This is a genomic window from Hydrocarboniclastica marina (assembly GCF_004851605.1).
Taxonomy (GTDB): domain Bacteria; phylum Pseudomonadota; class Gammaproteobacteria; order Pseudomonadales; family Oleiphilaceae; genus Hydrocarboniclastica; species Hydrocarboniclastica marina.
In genome coordinates this window covers 2,614,519-2,627,792 of record NZ_CP031093.1, presented here as the reverse complement: position 1 = coordinate 2,627,792, position 13,274 = coordinate 2,614,519, and the positions used below count along the sequence as shown (strand labels likewise).

Annotated in this window: 10 protein-coding genes; 5 read left to right on the top strand and 5 right to left on the bottom strand. The window is 58.2% G+C overall.

Features of this window, described 5'->3' with window-relative positions:
• Positions 1-34 precede the first annotated feature (34 nt).
• Positions 35-799, top strand: a complete 765-nt coding sequence (locus soil367_RS11690; RefSeq protein ID WP_136549267.1) for a Nif3-like dinuclear metal center hexameric protein — start codon at positions 35-37, stop codon at positions 797-799.
• 62 nt (positions 800-861) lie between these two features.
• Here the strand turns inward: soil367_RS11690 and soil367_RS11685 are convergent, their stop codons facing one another.
• A complete protein-coding gene (locus soil367_RS11685; RefSeq protein ID WP_136549266.1) occupies positions 862-1,338 on the bottom strand; it encodes a Z-ring associated ZapG family protein in 477 nt (158 codons plus the stop codon).
• Between the two features lie 266 nt (positions 1,339-1,604).
• On the opposite strand from soil367_RS11685, the gene zapE reads away from it, so the two are divergent.
• Positions 1,605-2,702, top strand: coding sequence for a cell division protein ZapE (gene zapE, locus soil367_RS11680; RefSeq protein WP_136549265.1), 1,098 nt, complete (start codon positions 1,605-1,607; stop codon positions 2,700-2,702).
• Positions 2,703-2,766: 64 nt separating this feature from the next.
• On the opposite strand, the gene soil367_RS11675 is transcribed toward zapE, so the two are convergent.
• Positions 2,767-3,951: a thiolase family protein gene (locus tag soil367_RS11675; protein WP_136549264.1), complete on the bottom strand. Its 1,185-nt coding sequence runs from the start codon at positions 3,949-3,951 to the stop codon at positions 2,767-2,769.
• A gap of 399 nt (positions 3,952-4,350) precedes the next feature.
• On the opposite strand from soil367_RS11675, the gene soil367_RS11670 reads away from it, so the two are divergent.
• The 3 genes from soil367_RS11670 to soil367_RS11660 all read left to right on the top strand — a co-directional run bounded on the left by soil367_RS11670 (position 4,351) and on the right by soil367_RS11660 (position 10,773).
• On the top strand, positions 4,351-6,222 hold the full coding sequence (locus soil367_RS11670; RefSeq protein ID WP_136549263.1) for a DUF1302 domain-containing protein: 1,872 nt from the start codon (positions 4,351-4,353) through the stop codon (positions 6,220-6,222).
• A 73-nt stretch (positions 6,223-6,295) separates the two neighbouring features.
• Positions 6,296-7,642, top strand: coding sequence for a DUF1329 domain-containing protein (locus soil367_RS11665; RefSeq protein ID WP_136549262.1), 1,347 nt, complete (start codon positions 6,296-6,298; stop codon positions 7,640-7,642).
• A gap of 293 nt (positions 7,643-7,935) precedes the next feature.
• A complete protein-coding gene (locus soil367_RS11660) occupies positions 7,936-10,773 on the top strand; it encodes a LuxR C-terminal-related transcriptional regulator (RefSeq protein WP_136549261.1) in 2,838 nt (945 codons plus the stop codon).
• Here the strand turns inward: soil367_RS11660 and soil367_RS11655 are convergent.
• The 3 genes from soil367_RS11655 to soil367_RS11645 form a co-directional block, all read right to left on the bottom strand.
• Positions 10,714-11,709 (bottom strand): acyltransferase, encoded by a 996-nt coding sequence (locus tag soil367_RS11655; protein WP_136549260.1) that lies wholly within the window; start codon positions 11,707-11,709, stop codon positions 10,714-10,716. The two genes, soil367_RS11660 and soil367_RS11655, sit on opposite strands and share 60 nt — an antisense overlap.
• A gap of 17 nt (positions 11,710-11,726) precedes the next feature.
• A complete protein-coding gene (locus tag soil367_RS11650; protein WP_136549259.1) occupies positions 11,727-12,101 on the bottom strand; it encodes a YkvA family protein in 375 nt (124 codons plus the stop codon).
• A 66-nt stretch (positions 12,102-12,167) separates the two neighbouring features.
• Entirely contained in the window at positions 12,168-13,064 is an 897-nt protein-coding gene (locus tag soil367_RS11645) for a glucosaminidase domain-containing protein (protein ID WP_246065268.1), read from the bottom strand.
• Between the last annotated feature and the right edge of the window lie 210 nt (positions 13,065-13,274).

The following is a 13,274-nucleotide window of genomic DNA, read 5'->3' as shown; positions in this document are numbered from 1 at the left end:
CCGCGGACCCCGCTACCCATTTCAAGGAGTCTTCATGGCCACAGTAAGTCGGGACACCCTCGTCAATGCGATGAATCACTGGCTTGAGCCCGAGCGATTCTCTGACTATTGCCCCAACGGATTGCAGGTGGAAGGTCGGGAGGAAGTCACCAAGGTCGTGACCGGTGTAACGGCCAGCCAGGCGTTGATTGACGCGGCGCTGGAAGCGGGCGCCGATATGATTCTCGTGCACCACGGTTACTTCTGGAAAGGAGAGGATCAGCGGATCAGCGGCATTCGCAAGAAGCGACTCCGGAGCCTGCTTGCCAACGATCTCAGTATGGTTGCCTATCATCTGCCGCTTGATGCCCATGCTGAACTCGGTAATAACAGGCAGCTTGCGCGGGTACTTGAGCTGGAACAGATCCGTCCTATAACGTCCACCGACCCACGTGAGCTGGTGTGGCAGGGGCGACTACCTGAACCGATGAGTGCGGAGCGCCTTGCTGCTCATATTGCGACCAGGCTGAGCCGGGAGCCTCTACACGTGGGGCCTGACGGCGGCGAAATACAGACCATCGGCTGGTGCACCGGCGCTGCCCAAGGCTATCTTGCACGTGCGGCCGCGACCGGGCTGGACGCTTTTATCAGCGGGGAGGTCTCGGAGCCGACTGTGCACCTGGCGCGCGAAATGGGCATACACTATTTTGCAGCAGGTCATCACGCGACCGAGCGTTACGGCGTCCAGGCCCTGGGCGAGCGGCTTGCGACAGAGTTCGGTGTTGTCCATCAGTTCATTGACATCCCCAACCCGGTTTGACCGGGCACCAGACACGCTGGAGTCGGCAAGCCATCACTCCAGCATCAGTGCCTGGCGCTCGCTCAGACGGGCCTGTCCAGGCTATGGTCCTGGTCAGGCTTGGGGCCACGTTCGAAACCAAAGTCCTCAGCCAGGGTGCCTTTTTCACGCGGACCTGATTTCGGGGCATAATCCCGGGGTGGCTCAAAACCGGATTCCGGCGCACTACGGTTGTAGCCCAGTTTCAGGTCGTGAGGGTCGAGCATTTCCCTCAGTTCTTCATCATTGCTCAGCCGAACGGCTCCCTGGGCAAGGTGCTCGTACATGTCCCTGTACGAATCGTTAAGCCTGCGCATGCGGTGGGCCGTCTCCATGAAGTGCTCATTCACCTGAGCCTGATAACGGGTATGTTCGTTCTGGAGCTCGTCCATTTTCTGGGAGACGCGTCGGCTGTGCGTTGGCCCTTTGTTGAAGACGCGGCTAATAATCAGACCCAGTCCAATGCCCAGCAGCAAAGCGACAACGCCGACTAACAACAGGTCACTGTAACCTTCGTTCATGCAAAAACTCGCCATGGTCATGGGTGGAGGGAACTGACTGTAGGTCAGCTCACCCGATGGGACAACAGTATAACGCCAATCCGGTGATCAGGCTCATGTTACGCCATTGGCGATTGGTCGCAAACCGGCTCGACGCCTCATGACCTTCTTTTCCTATGAGGAGGCATCCGGGATTGCTCGCGCCTGGCTTCATCAATTATAGGACTTTTTCAGCGCTGGGTAATGAACGACAATGTCGCCTCCATTGAGGCATCACGAGGCTGTATATGACTCCCTGGCAGCGCTACCAGCAGGACCTGGAAAATCCCGACTTCCAGCATGACGAAGCCCAGGAGCATGCAGTAAAAAAGCTGCAGGCACTGTATGAGCGACTGGTGACTGTTGAAGAACGGCACCAGAGTGTTCTTTTCCGTATCAAGCGACGCTTCAATGGCGGACGTGTGACGCCGCCCAAGGGGCTGTATTTCTGGGGGGGTGTTGGCCGGGGCAAAACCTACCTCATGGACACCTTCTATGAGGCGCTGCCTTTCAAGCGCAAGATGAGGGTTCATTTTCATCGCTTCATGCAGCGTGTGCACCGGGAGTTGAAGGGGCTCGCAGACGTCAAAAATCCGCTCGACAGTATTGCGGAAAAGTTCAGCGAGGAGGCGATTGTCATCTGCTTTGACGAGTTTTTCGTCTCCGACATCGGTGACGCCATGATTCTGGCTAACCTGCTCGACGGCCTTTTCAGCAGAGGGGTTACGTTGGTCTGTACGTCCAACATAGTTCCTGATGGGTTGTACAAGGACGGCCTCCAGCGTGCCCGCTTTGTGCCCGCTATCAAGCTCCTCAAGGAACATACTGAAGTGGTCAACGTCGACGCCGGGGTCGATTACAGGCTCCGTTCGCTTGAGCAGGCTGAGCTCTACCACTGGCCTCTTGGGGAGCAGTCACAGCAAGCACTGCAACAGAGCTACGAAAGGTTGGCCGTCGGAGCAGGCCAGCAGGGGTCAAGCCTGGACATTAACGGACGCCAGATCCCGGCCGTAAAGCATGCGGAGGATGTCGTCTGGTTTCGGTTCCGCGACCTCTGTGACGGCCCGCGTAGCCAGAATGACTACATTGAGCTCGCGCGGGAATTCCACGCCATCATCATCAGCGACGTGCCCGCGATGGGCTCCGCTCACGATGACGTCGCGCGGCGCTTCGTCAACATGATCGATGAGTTCTATGATCGCTGCGTGAAGGTTATTATCTCAGCGGAGGAGCCTATCACCGAGCTCTATAAAGGCGGAAAACTGTCCTTCGAGTTTGAGCGAACCGAATCCCGCCTGCTTGAGATGCAGTCCCATGAGTATCTCGAGATGGCCCACAAGGCCTGAGCTTCTGCAAGGGTCCGCATTGCCCCGGTTTCGATCTGAATGTCGCAACCGGGGCGGTTTCCGCCTACAGCATCTCTATGGCCATGGCGGTTGCTTCGCCCCCGCCGATACAGAGTGCCGCGACCCCACGCTTCTTGCCGACGCGCTTCAGGGCGTACATCAGTGTCACCAGCAGGCGAGAGCCGGTTGACCCTACCGGATGACCCTGGGCGCAGGCGCCGCCGTGAATGTTTACCTTGGCAGGGTCCAGACCCAATTCCCGGATCGGCATCATCGCAACCATTGCGAACGCTTCGTTGATCTCAAACAGGTCAACCTGTTCGCTGGACCAGCTCGTGCGCTCGAACAGGGCTTTGATCGCTCCAACCGGGGCGCAGGTAAACTCAGACGGGTGCTGGGAGTGAGTGCTATGGCCGACAATACGGGCAAGCGGTTTGAGGCCGCGACGGTTTGCTTCGGACTCCCGCATGAGCACCAGTGCGGACGCGCCGTCAGAGATGGAGGATGCATTGGCCGCGGTAATTGTGCCGTCCTTGCTGAATGCGGGACGCAACGTTGGTATCTTTTCCAGGTTGGCGGTCAGGGGCTGCTCATCTTCCGCGACCAGCGTGTCGCCTTTTCGGCCAGGGACGGTGACTGGCACGATTTCATCCTTGAGCCAACCCTCTTTCATCGCGTGCTGCGCCCGTTGCAGGGACTGGATCGCAAAAGCGTCCATATCTTCGCGGGAGTAGCCCTTTCTGTCAGCTACTTCCTGGGCAAAGGCACCCATGAGCTTGCCTGTTTCGGCGTCTTCCAGCCCATCGAGAAACATGTGGTCCAGCGCGCGGTCGCCTGGCCCCATCCGATAGCCCTTGCGTGCGGTAGGCAGCAGATAGGGCGCGTTGGACATGCTTTCCATACCACCGGCGACCATTATGTCGTTGGTGCCGGCCTTGATAAGGTCGTGGGCGAGCATGGCTGCTTTCATGCCCGAGCCGCATAGCTTGTTAATAGTTGTAGCGCCGGTGCCATCCGGAATGCCTGCCTGGCGCATGGCCTGCCGCGCCGGTCCCTGCTTCAGGCCGGCTGGCAGCACGTTACCCAGAATGACTTCCTGAATATCCGCTGGCTCGAGCCCGGCCCGGGCAATCGCTTCGCGAATGCTGGCTGCGCCCAGTTCCGGTGCCGTCAGGCCCGCGAGACTGCCCTGGAATCCGCCCATCGGCGTACGACTACCGCTGACAATTACGACCGAATCAGTGTTCATGTTGTTCCTCTAGTACAGGTCTGCAGTTGAACGGTTGATTGTACCCTCAAAAAAGGGCGCAAGTTACAGCAGGTTCAGACTGTCTTGCGCGGCGGTAAAGTGGTCGAGTGGCAGATTGGCGTCTATAGTGAAGTGAATTCAAGGTTAGGCGGCAGTGCCGCAGAGCTTGCCGGGCGACCCGTGCGGGCCAGCGGATGACCGGAAAATCATACTTTTGACTGATAAAACTGGACTCGGGCCTTGGATATAGTTCAGTCATCGCTTCAGGTTTCAGAATGTTAACGGCGAATAGGGCCTTCAAGTCGGGTGGGGCGTAGCGAGCGGTCAGTGCCAGCTCGCCCGAATAATTGAAAGGCTTGAAAGAGCTGCGATTCCAATAAAAAAGATGGAGTGCGTTCAATGATAAGAAGAACACAACGGTGTCAGAAGTGGCTCAGGCTTCCTCTGGCCGCTGCAGTTGCCGCAGGTATTTCGGCACCCGCTTCCGCCTTCCAGTTTTATCTCGGTGATATCGAAGGCGCCTTTGACACCCAATTGACCGCAGGGGCCAGCTGGAGAACAGAGGACCCCGATCGCAGGCTGATCTCGCAGGGCAACCTCGGCGTTGACCAGAATGGCCAGCCCATATACGGCAACACCAACGTTGGCGCATCGTCCAACAACTACGACGATGGCAATCTGAACTTTGAAAAAGGCGAGACCTTCTCAAAGATCGTTAAAGGCAATAGCGAGCTATATCTGAACCTGCCGGTTTACGGAGAGTATCTGACCCGTGTGGGCGGGTTCGCGCGTGCCCGGTACTGGTACGACTTCGAACTGAAGGACGAGATGCTCGCAGTTGATCCTTCAGGCCAGCGCCGCCAGCTCAATTCGGAAGTTGATGACAACGCCTCCGGCGCCGAACTGCTCGACGCCTACATCTGGACCGACTGGAACTTCGGCCAGACACCCGTGACCTTCCGCTACGGCAAGCAGGTCGTCAGTTGGGGCGAGAGCACGTTCATCCAGAACGGCATTAACGTTATCAATCCCGTGGACGTGCCCGCGTTGCGTGCCCCTGGTGCAGAACTGAAAGAAGGCCTGCTCCCGGTGGAGATGTTCTACAGTTCCATCGGCGTTACCGAAAACGTGACGCTGGAAGGCTTTGTTCAGATGGACTGGCAGAAAACCCGGCCGGACGATTGCGGCACCTTCTTCTCGACGAATGACTTCGCTTCTGATGGCTGCGGGCCGGTGCTCCTCGGTGGCCAGCTGCCTGACTATCAGGCGCTGCAGGCAGGTTTGATTTCCGAGCGTCTGGGCGATCGCGAAGCGGATGAGAAGGACCAGTTCGGTGTCGCCATGCGCTGGTATGTGCCCCAGTTGAACGATTCTGAGCTTGGCTTCTATTACATCCGCTACAACAACCGCCTGCCCATCGTCAGCGGTGTGGTCAAGGAAGCGCCCGCCACTGGCGATCGGTTCCCGGAGTACTACATTGAGTATCCTGAAGGCATCAACCTCTATGGTGTGAGTATCAACACCAACGTGCCCGGCGGCTACTCCCTGGGTGCTGAATACAGCTTCAAGGAAGACGTGCCGCTGCAGTGGAACGCCTTTGAGCTGATTCACGGCGGCCTTGCGGATGAATTCAGCCTGCTGCGTCAGAAGCGCGTGGCGGAGGCTGGAGGCGATGTAAACTCACTCTACGGCCAGCCGAGTGATGGTTACGATCGCTACGATATCAGCCAGCTACAGGCGACTATTATCAAGTTCTACGACCAGATTCTCGGAGCCAGCCGTATGGCCATGGTTGCGGAAGTTGGCGCGACCTATGTCCACAGTCTGCCCGATAAGAGTGAGGCCGTGTACGGGCGCTCCGGTACGTTTGGTGTTCGCGATTTCAGCGAAGCGGACGGCTATGTGGATTCATCCGGCAACCCCACCAGCTGTGAAGCTCAGAACATCAATCCATCAAACTGCAGCATGGATGGTTTCACCACCAGCTTCTCCTGGGGCTATCGGGCGCGCTTCAGCCTGGAATATCCTAACCTGTTCTCGGGTGTAAACGTATCGCCAGGGCTTTATCTTGCTCACGATGTAAAAGGCTATTCGCCTGAGCCAGGCGCGAACTTCATCGAAGGTCGTAAACAGCTTGGGCTCTCACTTAGCGCGACTTACCTGAACAAGTACCAGGCCGGTATTGGATACACCAATTTCTTTGGCGGCAAACCTTACAACGAACTCACGGATCGGGATTTCGTCAGCGCCAGCATGTCCGTTTCGTTCTAAAGGATTCAACTCGATAAAGCGGGCCGACTAGCACATCAGTCGGCCTTGAAACTGTTTATGAGGTAGCCGAACAATGAATTTTTCCCGAAAGATAATCCTCAGCGGCATGGTGGCCGCATTGGTATCAGGCGCTGCCCTGGCTAAAGTTCCGCCTGAGGTAGCTGCAAAGTTGGGTGACAGCCTGACGCCGATCGGCGCTGAGAAAGCGGGTAACGCGGAAGGCACGATTCCCGCGTGGAATGGTGGCCTGAAAGACGTACCCTCGGGCGATGGTCTGGTGAGCCCGTTCCCGGATGAACAGCCCACGTTCGTGATTGACCAGAGCAACGTCGACCAGTATGCAGACAAGCTCTCCGACGGCCAAGTCGCAATGATCCGGAAGTACGATACGTACAAGATCCCGGTCTACGAAACGCATCGTACATCCGCGTACGAAGAGGAAATCTACGAAGTCGCCAAGCAAAACGCCCTGAACACCGAGCTGGTGCCCGGGGGCAACGGGCTGGAAGATTTCGAAAAAGCTTTCGCTTTTCCGATCCCGGGCTCCGGCCTGGAAGTGGTCTGGAACCACATCACACGGTGGCGCGGCGGCTCCATGACCCGTCGTATGGCCCAGGTGACGCCACTCCAGAACGGCTCTTTTACCCCGGTTATCTTCGAAGAGGCGATGGTGTCTCCGACTGAGCTGACCGACTACGATCCGAAGGAGCAGGACAATATCCTCCTGTACTTCAAACAGAGCATCGAATCACCTTCGCGTCTGGCCGGTAACGTGCTGCTTGTGCACGAGACCATCAACCAGGTCAAGGAAGGGCGGCGGGCCTGGATGTACAACTCTGGCCAGCGCCGTGTGCGTCGTGCACCCCAGGTCGCCTATGACGGGCCAGGAACAGCGGCTGACGGCCTGCGGACCACAGATAACTTCGACATGTTCAGTGGCGCTCCCGATCGTTACAACTGGAAACTGATCGGCAAGAAAGAGATGTACATTCCATACAACTCGTACGAGTTACTGAACAGCGAACTGACCTACGACGACGTGGTCAAGCCCGGGCATCTGAACCAGGATCTGGCTCGTTACGAGCTGCACCGCGTGTGGCACGTGGAAGCTACATTGAAAGACGATGCGCGGCATGTCTACGGTAAGCGCGTTATGTACTTTGACGAAGACACCTGGAATGCGTCTGTTATTGACCACTACGATGGTCGGGGCGAACTCTGGCGTGTGGCCGAGTCCCATAACGTGTATGGCTACGAGAACAAAGTTCCGTTCAGCGCGGTGGAGGCCCTGTACGACCTGCTTTCGGGACGCTATCTGGCCCTGGGTCTGACTATAGATGTCGATGACCCCTACCAGTACGATATTCGCCGCTCGTCCAACGACTTCACGCCTGCAGCGCTACGTCGCCAGGGCCGCTGATGTTGTTTTGACGCGGCAAAGCCGCTGGTCTTAGCCCTCTTGAGAACCGGGTGCCCTAACGGGTGCCCGGTTTTTTCTTTTTAGCACGGCACATTTTCCCGTTGGGGTTTCAGCCGGCTATTTTGCGCTGGTAAACCATTTGTACTAATCTCGGTCTCAAGCAGATCCCCGCGCGGTGAGCCGGGCTGAATCAAAGCCGTCGGCCGGAACCCCGGGCAACTCTTTTGTTTACCCGCACGTATTGCGCCCGGACGCGGCGCACTCATCTATTCCCGACACAAAGGGAGTCCTCGTTGAAGCGACATCTGAACACAGACGCGGCCAATGATCCGTTAGGTGGGGATCTGACGGCATCGCCGGCGCCCATGCAGTGGGCACTCTTGCGTGGCCGTAGCGATCCGGCACCTTCTGCTGCTGGTGTAATACCCCGACAGCGCCTGTTTCGAATGCTTGAAGAAGGCATGGCTCATCCTCTGGGTGAGCATTCGGGCACGGGCCGGAGCACGGATTCAGCCCGTGCCTGGTACATTTGGGGCCCTGCCGGTACGGGCAAGAGCACGCTCGCGCTGACCTGGATTGAGCACTGTGACGCTCTGCAGAAGTGCCGATGGTTGAGTTTCAGGGACGAAGACGCGGCGGACCCGAGCCGGGTGCTGGCGTTACTCGAAGCGGCTCTTCTGGAGCGGGATGCGTTTCTGGCGCTGCGTCATAGGCTGGCGGCGGAGCCCCAGTTGAGCGCGACCGACCGTATCTGGGCGCTTTCCCAGGCGCTTGAGCAGCAGGACAAGAGACAGATTCTGGTGCTCGACCATATGGAGCGAATGCTCGTACCATCGCTTGCTTCCCTTTTTCTCCAGTTGCTCGTTACGGCGCCGGGTACCCTCGATCTTGTACTTATCAGTCGGCGTCCGCCTACCGCATCACTGGAGGCAACGGGTCAGCTGGCGTTTCTCGATTCCCAGGACCTTGCACTGACGCTGGATGAAGCTCGCCAGATGTTGGCTAAGAGTGCGGCCAGTATCACCTCAGAACCCATGCTGGAAGAGATAAGACGGGAGTGCGACGGCTGGGTTCAGCCAGTGCGGCTGTTCGCTCTCCACGCACGCCGTTATGGTTCGCTGGTTTCGTCTCTGGCCGATGTGCCGGCGATTGGGCGTTTCATCCGGGAAGGCGTGTTTGACCGTCTTCAACCGGCGGAGCAGCGCGCGTTGTCCTGCCTCGCCGATGCAGAGGTACTGTCCGATGACGTCATAGGCGCGATACTCAGTCGGGAGCCGGTGGCGGTCACGCCAGATAGAAAGCCCTCAGCCGGCAGCTTAGACAGTGAATCTGCAGCGGCCCGCACCGAAAGAACAGATAGACAGCCGTCCGCGGTCAGGCTCAACCGGGAGAGTCTGGTTGAGCTGAGCGTGCCTGTCGAGTTCTCAACCGGGCAGGGGGCCTGGTTCCGTCTTAACGGCCTGCTGCGCAGCTGGTTGCTTCGACAGCCTCGGGAAGGGGTCAACGAACGCCGGCTTTTTCTGAGCCAATGGTTTGCTGACCGGGGCGACCGAATATCAGCGGTACATTATGCTGCGGGTGCCGGGGACCGTGAGCAGGCGGTGGAGATTGCCAGCGCTTGTTCGGAGTCTTTGCTGTTAAGTCACAATGTCGACGCCCTGGCCAAGCTCAGGCCGACACTTACCGATGAAACCATAGCTGCGAGCCCACGCCTGCGCCTGGTTTACGCCTGGGTGCATGCCGTTGGTGGCCAGTTTACGTTGGCGCGCGCACTGATCGACAACATGACCGGGCTAGACGCGGCGTCATCGGCTCGCCACACAGCGCTTGAGGCGTTCATAGCCTGTGGCGAGGGCGACACGACTCGCTCGGAAGCGGCGGCGCGCGAAGCACTGACTCACCAGGAGTTGCTGTCGCCTCAGGCCCGGGTGATGGTAATGCTGGTTCTGTCATCTGTTGCGCGGGCCCGAAAACAGTTCGCAGAAGCCCGCGACTGGAACCGGCAGGCTGCCAGCACCGCCCGGTATGCCGCCGACTTCGCCTGTGAGTCGCTCTCGGCCTACGACCACTCCCGTATCGAATTGAGCAAGGGCAACCTCACGCGGGCTATGCAGCTCTTGCAGTCAGCGCTGGAACAGTTCCAGTTGCAGGCAGGCGGCTCTGCAACTGCCTCTCGCAGTCGGCTGTTCCTGACCCAGGCACTGATTGCATGGTTCAGAGGTGACTGGGACCTGGCAGATCGCCTGTTGGCGCAAGGACTGCCGGAAGCGGAGCGCGTGCGGGATCCTGCGGCGCTGCTGGGCTTCTGTGTGCGAGCGATGCTGCATCAGGCATATGGCCGTACGCATGATGCGTTTGTTGCCGTGGGTCAGGCCGAGAGGCAGATGCAGCACTGGCGCATAGACACGGCAAATTACAGGCCGGTGCTGGATCTGCTAAAAATTGTGCTCTGGCTTGAAGATGCGGATAGTGCGAGGGCGCGCTCGCTGCTGGTCCTGCTCGAGACATCCAGAAATGAAAGAACCCCCGAGTTGTTCCCCATGCTGCCTGACCTGCAGCAGGTGCTCTGCATTCGGGCGAGGCTAAAAGCAGGGGATACGGATGGCGCTCTGCATGAGCTGGCAAATCTGCAGCGCAGCCAAAAGCATCTGCCGCCACTGGCGGGGAAAAAACTCTATGCCATGCTGCTTGAGGCATACGGTACAGCTAGCAAAGGCGCGGAAGACAAAGCGCTAAGGCTGCTGAAAGAGGCGCTCGAACTTGCTGCTGAAGAGTATTACATTGGGCCTTTCATTGAGCTTCAGCAAGAGCTGGCACCCCTGCTACGGCGCATACTGGGCACAGAAGACCACTCGACGGAAACGGGCTTTCTGCAGTTGCTCAGGCAGAGGCTCAGAATAGACCTGTCACCCCCTGCTGTCGCCAGCACGCCGCCGGGCGAAGCCATCAGCGAACGGGAACTGGCGGTGCTTGAACTGATTGCCCAAGGGCTGTCCAATCAGCAGATTGGCGACCGCCTGCATATCTCTCTGCATACGGTAAAAACCCATGCCCGTAAAATCAACGTCAAGCTAGGCGTCCGTTCTCGCACTCAGGCTATTGTCCGCGCCCGCGCGCTCGGTTACCTGTAGCGGCTCGGAGGGCGCTGGAGGCGCGATTGCGCTGGGCTGCGGCTGGCCGCTCAAGATCGATTCGATAAGCTGATCCTTTGCCGTCCAAAGATCAACGACCCACTGCTGGTAGAACGCCCGAAACTCGGGGTCAGCCTGGTAATCCCTGTTTCTGAACGCTGCCGGAATAGGGAGGGGCCTGATATCGACTATGATGCGCGGGATCCTGCCGCAGAGCAGATCCCAGAGGCCATCGCGCCCGTCGGGGTAGACGAGGGTAATGTCGAGCATCGTCTTGAGCTGTTCGCCCATAGTCCCAAGCACGAATGCGGTGCCGCCTGCCTTAGGTCTCAGCAGGTGGCGGTAGGGCGAGTTCTGGGCCTGTTGTTTTGCCCGGGTAAAACGGGTCCCTTCGAGGAAATTGAAGACTGATACCGGGGTATACCGAAACTTTTCGCATGCCCGCCGGGTCGTTTCGAGATCCTTGCCTCTAAGTGCGGGGTTGCGGGCGATCTTCGCCTGGGAGTGACGCTTCATGAAAGGGAAGTCCAGGGCCCACCATGCGATCCCCAGGAAAGGCACCCAGATAAGCTCACGTTTCAGAAAAAACTTGAGCAAGGGAATGCGCCCGTTCAAGGCAAACTGAGTGACAGGAATATCTGACCAGGACTGGTGATTGCAGCCGACGAGATACCACTCGTCTTTTCGCAAACCTTCGAGACCGCGGATATCCCACTTGATCGAGAGTAAATTGCGCAGAATCCCGTTGTTGATACCGATCCAGATCTCTGCGATTTTCATGAGAATAATGGTGCAGATGCGACGGCTGCCGGTCAGGGGGACTGCCAGCTTGAAGATGGCGACGACCAGAAGGACGGGAAACCAGAACAGCGTGCTGACAATGACCAGCAAGAGTGCCAGGACCCCCTTAAGCGAGGGGGCGAGGTTGGACAACATCAGAACGGCTTCTCCGGTTATCGGAGCGGCTCGGCTAACAACGATGCCACCCTGGCGCGTGCCCGCTCTGTATGCTGCGGCGATATGTGCGTTCCCAGGACGGCAAGCGCCGCAATCATCATACCGACATCGTCGGTGTAACCCAGAACCGGTGTCAGGTCGGGTATTGCGTCCACGACGCTTATGAAATAGCCGAGCACCCCAAGGATGACTGTTTTGCACCAGGCTGGTGTCGCAGGGTCCCTGAAGGCGTAGTACAGGGTTAGCGAGAGTTCCAGCGGGCGTTTGCCGACTTGTGCGACCTGCCGAAGCTTATTGCGAAAGCGACCCTCTGTAAACTGTTTCCGGTACGGTACGGCCTTGCTGAGAAGCTGTTGCTTATTCTCCTCCATTAATGGCAACCTCCTGAATCCCTGAAAGTTTGTTTCTCTGCCCTGGTCCGGCGCCGGGCCCTGGAGCTAATCCAGCGCGAGGTTGGACCGTGGATCAGTTCTCATAATATACGGGTCCTCATTCTCGGCCCCTGCCTCGAACCATTCCTGCAGGCGCTCGTCGTATCGATCGAGATCGTTGTAGCGCATCATGTTCAGAATTTCGTCGATGTATTCATCGCCGCGTTCGGAATAGGCACTCAGACCCGGCGCCAATGCCTGCCCCGTCGGGGTTCGGTCTTGCGCCCGTAGCTTGGCTCGCTGGGCCCGGAGATCCTGATAGCTTGGGTGGCGGTTCAGGTTGGTAATGTAGCTACGGACCGACTGGAACGGTGTTTCGAAGTCTGCGACTTCGTGGCGGGCGCTATCGCCCCGTTGCAGCGGTACTAGCCCACAACCCTGGGAGAAGCACCACTGCCCAAACAGGTTATTGCCCTCGCGAGCAAAGCGTGACGTGCCCCAGGCGGATTCATTGGCAGCCTGCGCAAGTACAAGTGACGGCGGAATAATGTCGAGCCGGCGGTCAATACTTTCGAAGAATTCCGGGCTTCCGATCTCGGGCTCGATGCGCAGCCTCTCCGCGACTTCTGCAAGGAACGTCTGGTCAGAATCGGTTAGCTCAGCTTTGTTGGCAAGTGCCTCAACTTTGCGGCGTTGGGCCAGCACCTGGCGATTGGCAAGCGCGATCCTGGGAAACAGGTAATCGAAGAACGCGGCCTTGCGGTCTTCGGTGTCCGCATAGCCGGAAAAGTCAGGAAGGGGATCGGCAATCCAGTCCGGTAAGGGGCGTAGTGTGGTCGAGGCCAGTGCTTGATGCTTGGCCATTGCTCCCTCGTACATTCTGCTGGCCCCTATACCTGCGGCCAGTGACATTCCCAGCATCAGCAAAAGCGAGAAGACGAAAATACCTGGTTTGGTTTGCATGGCAGCGCTCCAATGTTCGGCTTTGCCGACTCTGGCCCCTCAGGATCAAGATGGGGCTGTTGGGTTGGATCCGGACTGAAGTCCAACTCAGGAGTTCCTTCGGTTAAGCAGAAAAATCAATGACCTTGATCCATATTAGCAGCCGCGCTGCGACAGCACCGTGGTAATTTCGTAATGGCAGGGTTATAGGGGCGTCGGGGGTGTGAGGCA